Here is a 13,555-nt window from a genome sequence, read left to right on the forward strand (position 1 = left end):
CGAAGGCCCCGGTACGCGCATGATCCTCACCGTCACCCCCAACCCCTCCCTCGACCGCACCTACGAGGTCCCCGCGCTCGACCGCGGCGAGGTCGTGCGCGCCACCGGCGACCGGATGGACCCGGGCGGCAAGGGCGTCAACGTCTCGCGTGCCGTCGCGGCGGCGGGCGTGCGGACCGTCGCCGTGCTGCCGCTCGGCGGCGCCCCCGGCGCGTTGGTCGCGCGGCTCCTCGACGAGCAGGGCATCGAGGCGGCCCCGGTGCCGGTGGCGGGACAGACCCGTTCCAACATCGCGGTCGCGGAGCCCGACGGCACACTGACGAAGATCAACGCCCCGGGCCCCGAACTGTCGCACGAGGAGTGCGAGGCGCTGCTCGCCACCGTCGGCGCGCGTTCCGCGGGGGCCGACTGGATCGCCTGCTGCGGCAGCCTGCCGCGCGGCCTCGCCCCCTCTTGGTACGCCGACCTGGTGGCCCGCGCCCACGCCGCGGGCGCCCGGATCGCCCTGGACACCTCGGGCCCCGCCCTGCTCGCCGCCCTCGCCGAACGCCCCGACGTGGTCAAACCAAACGCCGCCGAACTCGCCGAAGCCGTCGGCCGCCCCCTCGCCACCGTCGGCGACGCGGTCAAGGCGGCGGGAGAGCTGCGGGACATGGGCGCGCGCGCCGTGCTCGCCAGCCTCGGCGCGGACGGCCAGCTCCTGGTCGAGGACTCCGGCACGTACTTCGCGAGCGCCCGCGTCGACGCCGTACGCAGCAACGTCGGCGCCGGCGACTCCTCCCTGGCCGGCTTCCTCATCGCCGGCGGCACGGGGGAGCGCGCGCTCGCCTCCGCCGTGGCGCACGGGGCGGCGGCGGTCCAGCTGCCGGGCAGTGCCATGCCCTCGCCCGCCGACCTGGCGCCGGAGGCGGTCACCGTGACGGCCGACGTCCCGCTGGACCGCGTACTGACGGAACCCGCCCCGTGAACCCCGCGGCCCCAGTCCCCGTCCCCTTCCCCGTCCCCCTCTCCCCTGTGGCCCTCGCCCCCTGCCGGGCGATACGCGCGCGAAGGAGCCCGCGATGACCGACATGATCACCGCGGATCTGGTCGATCTCGAACTCGACCTGTCCGCCGAAACCAAGGAAGCCGCCGCGCGTTTCCTCGCCGAGCGCATGGTGGCCCTCGGGCGCGTGACCGATCTGGACGGGTTCCTCGCCGACGTGGCGGCCCGCGAGGCGCAGATGCCGACCGGCCTGGACGGCGGCATCGGCATCCCGCACTGCCGCAGCGCGCACGTCAGTGAGCCCACGCTGGCCTTCGGCCGCTCGGCGCGCGGCATCGACTTCGGCGCGCCGGACGGCCCCGCGGACCTGATCTTCCTGATCGCCGCCCCCGCCGGAGCGGACGACGCCCACCTGACGATCCTGTCCTCCCTGGCCAGGCAGCTGATGGACGCGGAGTTCACGCAGGCGCTGCGGGACGCGGGGGACGCGGAGTCGGCCGCGTCCCTGATCCGGGGCGACGGACCCGCGGGTGGGAGGGAAACCCCGCGCGGCGCGGCGCGAACCACAGCGGACCCGCAGCCCAAGACCAGTGAACCCCCGGGGGAGGACGACACACCCGCGCCGGAGGACGACGCACCCCCGGCGGAGGTCGACGCACCCCTGGCGGAGGTCGACGCACCCCCGGCGGAGCCGTTCCGCATCGTGGCGGTCACGTCCTGCCCCACGGGCATCGCCCACACCTACATGGCGGCGGAGTCCCTGGAGTCCGCGGCCCGTGAGGCAGGCGTCGAACTGACGGTGGAGACGCAGGGCTCGGCGGGCTTCACCCGCCTGGACCCCGCGGTGATCGCCGTGGCCGACGGCGTGATCCTCGCCCACGACGTCCCGGTGCGGGACAAGTCCCGCTTCGCGGGGAAGCCCACGGTCGACGTGGCCGTGAAGGCCGGCATCAACCGCCCGGCGGAACTCATCGCGGAGGTCCGCGAGAAGGCGGCCCGCGGCGAGACCACCGCCGACGCGCCGTCGGCCCCCGTGGACAAGGCCGGTGACGGCGAGGACGGTTACGGCACCAAGCTCCGCAAGTGGCTGATGTCCGGCGTCAGTTACATGGTGCCCTTCGTCGCCGCCGGCGGCCTCCTCATCGCCCTCGGCTTCGCCATCGGCGGCTGGAAGATCGACAAGGCGCCGTCCGTCGCCGAACACTTCATCTGGACCGACCACACGAGCTGGGCCGCGCTGCTGTTCCAGATCGGCGGTCTCGCCTTCGCCTTCCTGGTACCGGTCCTCGCCGGCTACATCGCGTACGGAATGGCCGACAGGCCCGGCCTCGTACCCGGCTTCGTCGGCGGTTCGGTCGCCGTCACGATCAACGCGGGCTTCCTCGGCGGCCTGGCCGCGGGCCTCATCGCGGGCGCCGTGGTCATGGGCATCCAGCGGGTCCGCATCCCCGCGGTGCTGCGCGGCATCATGCCGGTCGTGGTGATCCCGCTGATCTCCTCGGCGGTGGTCGGCTTCCTGATGTTCCTCGTCGTCGGCAAGCCCATCGCGTCCCTGCAGAGCGCGCTGACCGACTGGCTGGAGGGCCTGACCGGGGCCAACGCGGTCATCCTCGGCGTCATCATCGGCCTGATGATGTGCTTCGACCTCGGCGGCCCGCTGAACAAGGTCGCCTACGCCTTCGCGGTCGGCGGTCTCACCCACCCCACCGACGGCAGCCTGAAGGTCATGGCCGCCGCGATGGCCGCGGGCATGGTCCCGCCGCTCGCCATGGCGCTCGCCACGACCGTGCGCGGCAAGCTCTTTACCAAGACGGAACGGGAGAACGGCAAGGCGGCCTGGTTCCTCGGCGCCTCCTTCATCACCGAGGGAGCGATCCCCTTCGCCGCGGCCGACCCGCTGCGGGTGATCCCCGCGTCGATGGCGGGCGGCGCCGTCACCGGCGCCCTGTCCATGGCCTTCGGCTGCACCCTGCGCGCTCCGCACGGCGGTGCCTTCGTGGTCCCGCTGATCGGCCGGCCGCTGCTCTATGTCGTGGCCATCGCCGCCGGTGTCTGCGTCTCGACGGCCGTGGTCGTGCTCTTCAAGGGCGCGCGCAAGGCGACGCCCCCGACGGCCGACGACGCGACCGCCGCGGCGAGGACCGACACGGACCGGGTCCCGGCAGGCGCCGCGCTCTGACGGGACGGTGAGGAGGTTCAGACACGATGGGGGAGTTGTGCGACATGCGTCACTTCAAGAGCTACGCCCCATAAGCCCCCTGTCGTAAGACCTGGTCCCTGTTGTCTACTGGGCGGCATGTTCCAGGATGTCTCGAACGTACAGCGCATCGGCGTCGCCCTGTTCGCCGCCGCGACCGCGGTCTGGGCCGTCGGTCTGGTGCGGGTGATGCGCAGGGACCGCCCCCGCGTGGAGGTGTGGCGCCAGGCGGACCGGCTCCGCGCGCTGCCGGCCCAACAGGGCCCGCCGCACGCGGAGGCGGTCCAGCTCACCGCCGACGAACGCGCCGCCTTCGCCGGCCTCGTCCGGCAGTTCGGCAACAGGCGCATGTAGGGGTACGTCAGCCCCTGGCCGCCTCCTTGGCCCTGCGCTCCATCGCGGCGCGGGCCGCCTCCTCGGTGGCGTACACCTCGCAGCGGTGGCGTCCGTCGGGGGTGACGGTGTGCTCGACCTCCCACAGGCTGATCTCGCCGCCGTCCATGAGCAGGAAGGCGTGCTCGTAGAGCGAGAAGCTCAGGCGTGCCTCGCCGGACAGCCGGGGGCGTCCGAAAGCCTGCGTTATCTGGTGTGCGACCGCCGAACCGAGCAGGCGCGCGATCTCCTCGCCGGGACGGTCCCCCTCGGGGTTCTCCGCTCGCCGCAGCAGCCGGCGGGCGTGGTCGGCGGAGTCGTCCGGGACGTACGAATGGCGGGGACCCGGGTCGGCCGGGAGCTGCAGCACGACGGTCCTGCCGCAGACGGGCGGGTCGGGCGGCAGCGGCAGCCGCGAGGTGGCGACGCCCGCGTCCTCCTCGTCGGCGTAGACCTCGTGCGTCGGCTCGCTGCCGGGCGCGGTGTTGTGGACCAGCTCCCAGAGGGTGAGCACGGACGCGTCGGCGAGCAGCCAGGTGTGTCTGTACGTCTCGCGGTGCAGCCCCGAGCTGTGGTGAGCGGAGTGCAGGGAGCTGTTGTGGGCGAGGGCGGATTCGAGGCGGCGGAGCACCTCGTCCGGTAAGTCGAAGGAGTTCAGGGCACGGCCGAGCAGCCGCTCGAGGTGTTCCTCCGGAGAGTGTGTCTCGGGCGACTCGGGTGGCTCGTACGCCGTTTCGTACGGAACGCTCAAGGTGTCTCCCGGCGTTGCTGCATGTCACCTGGTGGGTGCATACCGTAGCCCCTGGGTCGGACATCATGCCCGGGAACGGGAAAACGCGCGAGCCACGCGGGGAGTTCCCGCGTGGCTCGCGTCGCGTCGAGGGGGCGTCAGCCGGCGCTGCCCGCCGTCCACTCGCTCCAGGACATGTTCCAGCCGTTGAGGCCGTTGTCGGGGGCGATGGTCTTGTCGGGCGAGCCCTTGACCGTCACGACGTCGCCGATCAGGGAGTTGTTGTAGAACCAGGCGCCCTGGGTGTTCGGGTCGCCCGCGCCGCGCGCGTCCTGCAGGCCGACGCAGCCGTGGCTGGTGTTGGAGTTGCCGAAGATCGAGGGCGAGCCCCAGTAGTTGCCGTGGATGAAGGTGCCGGAGGTCGACAGGCGCATGGCGTGCGGCACGTCCTTGATGTCGTACTCCCCGCCGAAGCCGACCGTCTCACCGTTCATACGGGTCTGGGTGAACTTCTCGGAGATCACCATCTTGCCGTTGTACGTCGGGTTCGCCGCGCTGCCTGCGGAGATCGGGATGGACTTGATGACCTTGCCGTCCCGCTCGACCGTCATCTTCTTGGCGTTGACGTCGACCGTGGAGACCTGCGCGCGGCCGACGGTGAAGGTGACCGTCTTGTGCTGCACGCCGGTGATGCCGTTCGCGCCCTTCACGCCGTCCAGGTCGATCTTCATCGTGACCTTGGAACCGGCCTTCCAGTACTCCTCGGGCCGGAAGTCCAGACGCTGGTCGCCGAACCAGTGGCCGACGACCTTCTGGCCACTGCTCGACGTGACCGTGATGTGCGACTGGACGTCCTTCTTCTCCGTGATCGCCTTGTCGAAGTTGAAGGAGACCGGCATGCCGACGCCGACCGTGGTGCCGCCGTCGGGCGTGTAGCTGCCGATGAAGCTGTTGGCCGTGGAGACCGTGGTGAACGTCGCGTTCTCCGTCGCCGCGTTGCCCTTGGGGTCCTTGGCGTTCGCGGTGACCTTGTACTTCGTGCCGCGCTCCAGCTGGCCCTTGGGCTTCCAGGCGCTTCCGTCGCCGGTGATGGTGCCCTCGACCGCCGCGCCGGACGTCACCGAGGTCATCTTCACGCTGGTGAGCTTGCCGTTCTTGACCTTGACGCCGGTGGCGTTGATGGAGGCGTCGGTGGCGCCGTCCTTGGAGGAGATGGTGATGTCGGCGCCCTTGGCGGCGGAACTGCTGCCGCCCTTCTCGTCGTTGGCGTCCGCGTCCCCGCCGCAGGCCGTGAGGGTCAGCGCGCCCACGGCGGCGAGCGCGGTGGCGGCCAGCAGGGCACGGCGCCGGGGGTTGACTATGACCGACCTTGTCACGGGCTGCTCCAAGTACGTGTTCTGATCCAGTACGTGTAAAGAGCACAGGGCAGGGCACGTGGTTCCGGCGCGATGGTGTGAGTACGGGCACATTCCGGAGGCGCCGGCTCACGCAATGCGTCGCACGCCGGGCCCCTGCCGGGCCGCCCCTGCCGGGCCTCGCCGATTCGTGCCGGTCCTCGCCGGTTCGTGCCGGTCCTCGCCGGTTCGTGCCGCCCCGTGCCAGCCCGTGCCGCCCCACGCCGGGTCCAACCCGGACCCACTTGCGGCGCTCAGCTCCGCTACGCGCTTTTCCGGTACGCGCGTCTCCCGCAGGGGAGTTGCCGCGCCGCTACCCGGCGTAGAGCTCCCGGTACGAGGGGAACGTCCCGCCCGGCGTCCGCACCGAATCGGCGGCCAGCATCGCCCGTACGATCGCGGCCGTGACCAGGTCGGCGCCTGCGGCGAGGATCTCGTTCAGGGCGAGCGGACCTCCGTCGGCCAGGGCGCGCTCACCCGTGGCGAGGGCGAAGACCGTGTCACCGTCGTTGAGGAGGTGGACGGGCCGCACGGCGCGCGCCATGCCGTCGTGCGAGGTGCCCGCCAGCTTCTGCGCCTGCGCCTTGGTGAGCGCGGCGTCCGTGGCGACCACGGCGAGCGTGGTGTTCAACGGCTGCGTCCCGTTCCCCACGGCGACCTCGGCGAGGCGCCGCATGGCCGCCTCGTGCACCTCAGGGGCGGGCCGGGGGTCGCGCCCCGCCTGCCCCTCACCCTTGTCCTGTCCGGCCTCGAAGTACCGCCCGTACAGTGCGCCCGTCGCCGGGTCGATCCCCGAACCCGCGGCGTTCGCCACGACCAGGGCCGCCACCGTGATCCCCGACTCCAGACGTACGCTCGCGCTGCCCACCCCGCCCTTGACGCGGCCGACCACGGCACCCGTGCCCGCGCCGGCGTTGCCCTGCTCGACCGGGGCGAAGGGCTCGCTCCGTGCCGCCGCCTCCACCGCGGCCCGGCCCGTCGACGCGTCGGGGCGGGCCCCGAAGTCGCCGCCCCTGCCCAAGTCGAAGACGCAGGCGGTCGGGACGACGGGCACGACGTGGGAGGGGCCGGGCCCCACCCGTACTCCCCGGCCGCGCTCCTCCAGCCACGCCATCACGCCGGCGGCCGCGTCCAGGCCGTACGCGCTGCCTCCGGTGAGGACGACCGCCTCGACGCGCTGCACCAGGTTGCGCGGGTCGAGGGCGTCCGTCTCGCGGGTGCCGGGGCCGCCTCCGCGCACGTCCACGGCGGCGACCGCACCACCCTCCGGCGCCAGCACGACGGTGGTTCCGGTCAGCTGCCCGCCACCGATGAGGGTGGCGTGCCCGACCCGCAGGCCGGCTATGTCGGTCAGGGAGTCAGAAACCATACGCATGTGCGTATCACGAGCGGCGGCGCACGCGGACCGCCCAGCAGGCAGCCGTGCTCCTCGAAGGCCCCGGAGGCACCGGCCGCGAAGACCGGCACGCCGGTGATCCGGCCCAGCGTGACCGCGCGGTGCGGCAGCGGGGGAGTGTCGCAGCCCCCCTGAGCGGGTTCCGAGACCCGGAGGAGCCTCGCGCCGGTGGCCGGGCCGGACGCCGGGGGTGGGGAGCCTGCCGCGCCGGTGGTCGGGCCGGGCGACGTACCCTGGAGGCATGAGTGCCGCCCCCGACCCCGAGCCGCGCGACCCGAAGGGCTCGAAGGACCCGAAGGGCCCGACGGTGTCGGAGAAGCCGGAGAAGCCGGGGAAGCCTCGGAACGCTCTGGTCTTCGACGATCCGCTGTCGCAGCAGTCCTCGGACGACACGGACCGAGGGTGGGGCGAGCGGCCGTCGGCCGGCGGCGACAGCGCCGCCGACCTGGCACGGTTCCTCGACGAGAAGCCGCCCCACCACATCTGAGCCCGCGCTACGGCAGGCCGGGCCGCCCGTCGGGCCGCTCGTCCGACGGCCCCGCGGAGCCCGAGGCGCGCTGGGCCACCAGGGCGTCGCGGATCTCCTTGAGGACCTCCAGCTCGGTGACCTCCATGACCTCCTTCGTGCCCTCCTTCTCGGCCCTCCTCGCGGCGACCCGCGCGAGGTACTTGGCCATGGGGAGCACCATCAGGAAGTACACGACGGCGGCGGTGATCAGGAAGCTGAGGACCGCGCTGAGCACGGAGCCCCACATGATCGGGACGCCGCTGGTGACCTCGCCCGCCGCGTTCGTCGCGCAGGGGGCCTTCAGGCATGAGCTGTAGTGGTCGAGATTCTTCGTCCCGAAGGCGCCGACCAGCGGGTTGATGACACCCTTGACCACCGAGTTCACGATGTTGGTGAACGCGGCGCCGATGACCACGGCGACCGCGAGGTCGACCACATTGCCGCGCATCAGGAAGGCCTTGAAGCCCTCCCAGACGCCCGGTTCCTTCTTCTCGCTCACCACGGGGCCTTTCGTTGCGTTTGCGGATTGCGGAACAGCCAACTCCGCAACCTACGTCAGGCCGCCGCCCCATCCAATTCGCTCTCACGAACGAGCGACGTGGCCGGTTTCCCGTGCGATCGTGAAGCGTGGCGTTCATCGCAGCGTCACCGCCAGACGGGCGCTCGCCCCGGCCGCGGCCAGACGCGCGGCCGTGTCGCGCGGCACCGACAGGACCACCAACGCACCCGTGCCCGAAGCCGCTTCGCCCTGCTCGGGCACCTCGGTCACGCGCGCTCCGGCGGCCACCACCCGCGGCTTCGCGCCTCCCGCGGGCGATTCTGCGGCGACGACGTCCACGCGGTCGCCGGGGCGCAGCAGCCGCGCGGCCTCGGCGTCCGCGATCCGCACGGGTGCCGTCACCTTCTCCTTCTCCGGGGCGCTCCGGGGCGGTTCCGGCGAGGTCGCTTCCGCCGCGGTCCGGTCGGGCGGCCGGGCGGTGTCCGGCGGGCCCGAGGCCGCCAGGGCGGCGGCGGTCACCGCGAGCCCCACGGCCATGGCCCGCCGGCGGTGCCGCAGCAGCCGGCGCAGCCGCGGATGGCCGCCGCGCACCCGGACGGGCGCGAAGTGGGGGACCGGGATGCCCTCCGTGGGCCGGCTCGGGGAGGGGGCATGGGCCTGGGGGGAAACGCGGGTCACGACGACCACCGCCTGGGTGTGAGGACGACGAGCTGGACTTGCGCTCCCACGATCCACGTCCGAGCCGGTCCCCGCTGAGGCCCGTGCACTACTACCCGGTTGTGGACAACTCCCTCACCGGAAGGTGCACTTCCGCACCTCCCGCCCCCGCACCACCAGCCCCCGTGGGGCCCGCTCCCGTGGGACCCGCCCCCGCACCACCAGCCCCCGCAGGGCCCGCCCCCGTGGGACCCGCCCCCGCCTCACGGCAGCCGAATCCCCGTATCCGCTCCACCCAGCGCCCCCGCGCACAGGCAGTCCCGCTCTTCCGCTCCCGGCAGCGCGGCCACCGCGTCGAAGAGCACGTCCCGTAGGCGGTCGACGTTCGCCGCGAAGACCCGCAGGACCTCGTCGTGTGAGACGCCCTCGCCGGTCTCCGCACCCGCGTCCAGGTCGGTGACCAGCGTCAATGACGTGTAGCAGAGCTCAAGTTCGCGGGCGAGCGCCGCCTCGGGGTGGCCGGTCATGCCCACCACCGACCAGCCCTGCGCGGCGTGCCAGCGCGACTCCGCACGGGTGGAGAAGCGTGGCCCCTCGACCACCACGAGCGTTCCGCCGTCCACCGCCTCCCAGTCACGGCCGCGGGCGGCCTTGAGCGCGGCGGCGCGCCCCGCCGGGCAGTACGGGTCGGCGAGGGAGACGTGCACCACCTCAGGCACGGTGCCGTCCGGCAGGGGAACCCCGTCGAAGTAGGTCTGGGCCCGCGCCTTCGTGCGGTCCACCAGCTGGTCGGGGACGAGCAGCGTCCCCGGGCCGTACTCGGCGCGCAGTCCACCGACCGCGCACGGCCCGAGCACCTGCCGCACGCCCACCGAGCGCAGGGCCCAGAGGTTGGCGCGGTAGTTGATGCGGTGCGGCGGCAGATGGTGGCCGCGGCCGTGCCGGGGCAGGAAGGCGACCCGCCGCCCGGCGAGGTCGCCGAAGAAGAGGGAGTCGCTGGGGGCGCCGTAAGGGGTGTCGATCCGGACCTCGGTCACGTGGTCCAGGAAGGAGGAGAAACCGGAGCCACCGATCACGCCTATGTCGGCCTCGGCCCGCTTCGCGTTCACCGTGTTCGCCATGGCCGCACAGTAGCGTGGCCGCACCCCGGCGGGACCGCGCACCGGCGAAGCCTGACACGCAGACGACCCCGCCGTCGGTGGACGGCAGGGTCACGGAGAAGCCGGAAAGCCGGGAGACGGAGCCCGAGGGCCGGAGCCCTCAGAACCCCCTAGGCCGCCGAGCTCGAAGCCGAAGACGATCCGGCCGTCGACGAGCCCGCGGACGACTTCGAGTCCGAGGAGGACGACGAGCCGGAGGCGGAGGACGAGGATGACGACTTCGCGTCGGAGGACGTCTTCGTGGCCGTCGACGGCGTGCTGCTCGACGAGGAGCCGCGGCTGTCGTTGCGGTAGAAGCCGGAACCCTTGAAGACGATGCCGACCGCCGAGAACACCTTCTTGAGGCGTCCGTCGCAGTTCGGGCATACGGTCAGGGCGTCATCGGTGAACTTCTGCACCGCCTCAAGGCCCTCGCCGCACTCGGTGCACTGGTACTGGTACGTCGGCACTTGCTTCCTCCTGGCACTCTCACTCGATGAGTGCTAACGACGGTCCATAGTGACGTATTCCGCGAGATCAGTCCACCGTGACCGGCACGCGGTGACCGACGCCACGCGCGACCGTGTGCCCCGAGGCCGTGGGGACGAGCCGCGAGCGGAGCGTCACGAGGACCGCGAGGGCCAGCGCCGTGCCGCCGAGGGGGACCAGGAACCCGGCCCCGTCCCAGAGGCGGTCCTCCAGCTGTCCCGCGACCGTGACGGCCGCCGCCTGGCCGAGGGCGACGGCGCCGGTCAGCCAGGTGAAGGCCTCCGTGCGGCCGGTCGGCGAGACCAGCTTGTCGACCAGGGTGTAGCCGGTGATCAGGGCGGGCGCGATGCAGACGCCGACCAGGAGGCCGAGCCCGGCGAGGAGCAGCGTGGACTGCGCGGCCCACAGGCCGGAGGCCATCAGGGTCAGCGCGGTGTACGCCACGAGGAGCCTGCGCTGCGGGGAGATCTTCCAGGCGATGGCGCCGCAGGCGACACCGGAGAGCATGTTGCCCGCGGCGAACGTGCCGTACAGGACGCCGTTGAGGCCGGGCTCGCCGATGGACTCGGAGTAGGCGGCGAGCGAGACCTGCATGCCGCCGAAGACGGCGCCGATGCCGAGGAAGGTGGCGATGAGGACCCGCACGCCGGGGACGCGGAGCGCGGAGACGTGCTCCACGCGCGCGTGGTCGTCGTCGTGCGCGGACGGCTTCGGCTGGGTGCTCTTCTGCGCGGCGAAGAGGAGGCCGCCGACCAGGGTGAGCCCGGCCTCGGTGAGCAGGCCGGCGGAGGGGGTGATGCCGGTGCACAGCGCGGTCGCGAGGAGCGGGCCGAGGACGAAGGTCAGCTCGTCGGTGACGGACTCGAAGGCCGCCGCGGTGGTCGCGAGGGGCGAGCCCTGGAGCTTGACGCCCCAGCGGGCCCGCACCATGGGGCCGATCTGCGGCGTCGAGGCGCCCGCGGGCACGGCGGCCACGAAGAGCGCCCACAGGGGCGCGTCGGAGAGCGCGAGCACCGTCAGCGCGACGACGGACGCGGAGTGCACGAGGACGCCGGGCACCAGCACGGCACGCTGGCCGAACCGGTCGGCGAGCTTGCCGCTGAAGGGGGCGAACACCGCCATGGAGACACCGGTCACGGCCGAGACGGCGCCCGCGGCACCGTACGAGCCGGTGGTGTGCTGGACCAGGAGCACGATGGAGATGGTCAGCATCGCGAACGGCTGGCGCGCCGCGAAGCCGGGGAGCAGGAACGTCCAGGCGCGAGGGGTGCGCAGGAGCTGTCCGTAACCCGGGCGGGTGTCGGTGACCGTGGATGCCACGGCCCGTGCCTTTCTGCCGCCTGGTAGCGCCCGTGCGGGGGCGCCGAGAGCTGTCCTCTTGCGCGGAACTGCGGTAGATGCCGGGCTCCACTGCGAGGGGGTGCCCCGGCCGCCATACGGTCGCGCCAGCTCTGCTTCAGGCAGAGTTGGTTCGATCAGATTGGTTCGGTACAGGTGCCTTTATCGTACAGGCACGGGCCCCACCAGCCCCTGTCATCGCAGCCGGTGAGACCCTCGCCACCTACGATTGGTGCGTTTCTCCGTCGGTTCCCAGCCAACTGGCGAGCTTGCCGCCGCGGCTGATCGCGCGCAGCCGCTTCTCGGCCGCGTCGCGCACCGGGTCCGTCGCCACGACGAGCAGTTCGTCGTCGCGGCGCAGCACGGTCGTCGGCAGCGGCACGAACGATTCGCCGCCGCGCACCACCAGGGTGACCGCGGACCCGGCGGGCAGCCGCAGCTCGCCGACCTCGACGCCGTGCATGCGGGAGTCCTTGGGGATCTCCACGGAGAGCAGATGGCCGCGCAGCCGCTCCAGGGGTGCCGACTCGATGCCGAGGTCGGCCGCCGCGGAGCCGCCGCCGATCCGGAGTTTCCTGGCCAGCCAGGGGAGTGTGGGGCCCTGGAGGAGGGTGTAGACGACGACGAGGACGAAGACGATGTTGAAGATCCGCTGGCTGTCCTCGACGCCGTTCACCATCGGGATCGTCGCCAGGATGATGGGCACCGCGCCGCGCAGTCCCGCCCAGGACAGCAGCGCCTTCTCCTGCCAGGGCAGCCGGAACGGCAGCATGCCGAGTACGACTCCCAGGGGACGTGCCACGACGGTGAGGACCAGGCCGATGAGGACCGCGTGCCAGGTGTCGTCCAGCAGGTCGTGCGGGGTGACCAGGAGGCCGAGCAGGACGAACATGCCGATCTGGGCGAGCCAGCCGAGCCCTTCGGCGAAGCCGCGGGTGGCGGGCCAGTGCGGCAGCCTGGCGTTGCCGAGGACCATCGAGGCGAGGTAGACGGCGAGGAAGCCGCTGCCGTGCGCCATGGCGCCCGCGGCGTAGGCGGCGACGGCGATGGCCATGACGGCGATGGGGTAGAGGCCGGAGGCGGGCAGCGCCACGTGGCGCAGGCCGTAGGCGCCGAGCCAGCCGACCGCGACGCCGAGTGCGGCCCCGATCGCCAGCTCCAGGGCGATCTCGCCGAGCAGGACGTACCAGTGGTCCACGGGGCCCGCCGTGGAGAACGCCACCACGAGGATCACGACGGGGGCGTCGTTGAACCCGGACTCCGCTTCGAGGACACCGGTGATCCGGGAGGGGAGCGGGACCTTCCGCAGCACGGAGAAGACCGCGGCGGCGTCCGTGGAGGAGACCACCGCGCCGATGATCAGCGCCTGCCGCCACTCCAGGCCCACCAGGTAGTGCGCGCCGGCCGCCGTGACGCCGACGCTCACCGCGACGCCGACCGTCGAGAGCACGGCGGCGGCGGGCAGGGCGGGCCTGACCTCCTTCCACTTCGTCCCGAGGCCACCCTCGGCGAGGATCACGACCAGGGAGGCATAGCCGATGACCTGCGTCAGTTCGGCGTTGTCGAAGTGGACGTCGCCGATGCCGTCCTGGCCCATGGCGACGCCGATGCCGAGGTACAGCAGCAGGCTGGGGAGCCCACTGCGCGACGAGATGCGGACCGCCGCCACCGCGACGAGCAGAACGAGCGAGCAGATGAGCAGGAGCTGGTTGAGGTGGTGGACAGTCAGGGGCCGTTCCTTCCTCCGTGCGCGCACAAGCACTTCTTGCGCGCCAAGTACTTCGTTACCTTACCTAATTGTTAACGCTTTCTTGATGTCTTCGAACGCATTTACGATCTTCTGGCGTCCGG

13 protein-coding genes are annotated in these 13,555 nt (G+C 72.4%); 4 read left to right on the forward strand and 9 right to left on the reverse strand.

Features of this window, described 5'->3' with window-relative positions; translation table 11 throughout:
- The first annotated feature begins 19 nt into the window (after positions 1-19).
- From pfkB to AB0I16_RS17900, 3 genes are all read left to right on the forward strand, one after another.
- Complete coding sequence (gene pfkB / locus AB0I16_RS17890) at positions 20-967, forward strand: 1-phosphofructokinase (RefSeq protein ID WP_363250342.1); 948 nt, start codon at positions 20-22, stop codon at positions 965-967.
- 94 nt (positions 968-1,061) lie between these two features.
- The gene (locus AB0I16_RS17895; RefSeq protein ID WP_363250343.1) at positions 1,062-3,164 is read left to right on the forward strand and encodes a fructose-specific PTS transporter subunit EIIC; all 2,103 of its coding nucleotides are present in this window, start codon (positions 1,062-1,064) and stop codon (positions 3,162-3,164) included.
- 117 nt (positions 3,165-3,281) lie between these two features.
- Complete coding sequence (locus AB0I16_RS17900) at positions 3,282-3,536, forward strand: hypothetical protein (RefSeq protein WP_363250344.1); 255 nt, start codon at positions 3,282-3,284, stop codon at positions 3,534-3,536.
- A 7-nt stretch (positions 3,537-3,543) separates the two neighbouring features.
- On the opposite strand, the gene AB0I16_RS17905 is transcribed toward AB0I16_RS17900, so the two are convergent.
- The 3 genes from AB0I16_RS17905 to AB0I16_RS17915 all read right to left on the reverse strand — a co-directional run bounded on the left by AB0I16_RS17905 (position 3,544) and on the right by AB0I16_RS17915 (position 7,047).
- A complete protein-coding gene (locus AB0I16_RS17905; protein WP_363250345.1) occupies positions 3,544-4,305 on the reverse strand; it encodes a DUF6227 family protein in 762 nt (253 codons plus the stop codon).
- A 137-nt stretch (positions 4,306-4,442) separates the two neighbouring features.
- A complete protein-coding gene (locus AB0I16_RS17910) occupies positions 4,443-5,660 on the reverse strand; it encodes an Ig-like domain-containing protein (RefSeq protein WP_363250346.1) in 1,218 nt (405 codons plus the stop codon).
- Positions 5,661-5,991: 331 nt separating this feature from the next.
- On the reverse strand, positions 5,992-7,047 hold the full coding sequence (locus tag AB0I16_RS17915; RefSeq protein ID WP_363250347.1) for a P1 family peptidase: 1,056 nt from the start codon (positions 7,045-7,047) through the stop codon (positions 5,992-5,994).
- Between the two features lie 268 nt (positions 7,048-7,315).
- Here AB0I16_RS17915 and AB0I16_RS17920 point away from each other — a divergent pair, with 268 nt between their 5' ends.
- The gene (locus AB0I16_RS17920; protein ID WP_363250348.1) at positions 7,316-7,561 is read left to right on the forward strand and encodes a hypothetical protein; all 246 of its coding nucleotides are present in this window, start codon (positions 7,316-7,318) and stop codon (positions 7,559-7,561) included.
- 7 nt (positions 7,562-7,568) lie between these two features.
- Here the strand turns inward: AB0I16_RS17920 and mscL are convergent, their stop codons facing one another.
- The 6 genes from mscL to AB0I16_RS17950 all read right to left on the reverse strand — a co-directional run bounded on the left by mscL (position 7,569) and on the right by AB0I16_RS17950 (position 13,460).
- Positions 7,569-8,081 carry a large conductance mechanosensitive channel protein MscL gene (gene mscL, locus AB0I16_RS17925; RefSeq protein ID WP_363250349.1) on the reverse strand — a complete coding sequence of 171 codons (513 nt, stop codon included), beginning with the start codon at positions 8,079-8,081 and terminating at the stop codon, positions 7,569-7,571.
- A gap of 135 nt (positions 8,082-8,216) precedes the next feature.
- The gene (locus AB0I16_RS17930; protein WP_363250445.1) at positions 8,217-8,702 is read right to left on the reverse strand and encodes an RcpC/CpaB family pilus assembly protein; all 486 of its coding nucleotides are present in this window, start codon (positions 8,700-8,702) and stop codon (positions 8,217-8,219) included.
- Positions 8,703-9,001: 299 nt separating this feature from the next.
- Positions 9,002-9,859 carry an S-methyl-5'-thioadenosine phosphorylase gene (locus AB0I16_RS17935; protein WP_363250350.1) on the reverse strand — a complete coding sequence of 286 codons (858 nt, stop codon included), beginning with the start codon at positions 9,857-9,859 and terminating at the stop codon, positions 9,002-9,004.
- Positions 9,860-10,008: 149 nt separating this feature from the next.
- Entirely contained in the window at positions 10,009-10,347 is a 339-nt protein-coding gene (locus tag AB0I16_RS17940) for an FmdB family zinc ribbon protein (protein ID WP_363250351.1), read from the reverse strand.
- Between the two features lie 67 nt (positions 10,348-10,414).
- Positions 10,415-11,686, reverse strand: coding sequence for an MFS transporter (locus AB0I16_RS17945; protein WP_363250352.1), 1,272 nt, complete (start codon positions 11,684-11,686; stop codon positions 10,415-10,417).
- 241 nt (positions 11,687-11,927) lie between these two features.
- Positions 11,928-13,460, reverse strand: a complete 1,533-nt coding sequence (locus AB0I16_RS17950; RefSeq protein WP_363250353.1) for a potassium/proton antiporter — start codon at positions 13,458-13,460, stop codon at positions 11,928-11,930.
- Positions 13,461-13,555: the final 95 nt, after the last annotated feature.

This window comes from Streptomyces sp. NPDC050703 (genome assembly GCF_040654435.1).
In the GTDB taxonomy this organism is placed as follows: domain Bacteria; phylum Actinomycetota; class Actinomycetes; order Streptomycetales; family Streptomycetaceae; genus Streptomyces.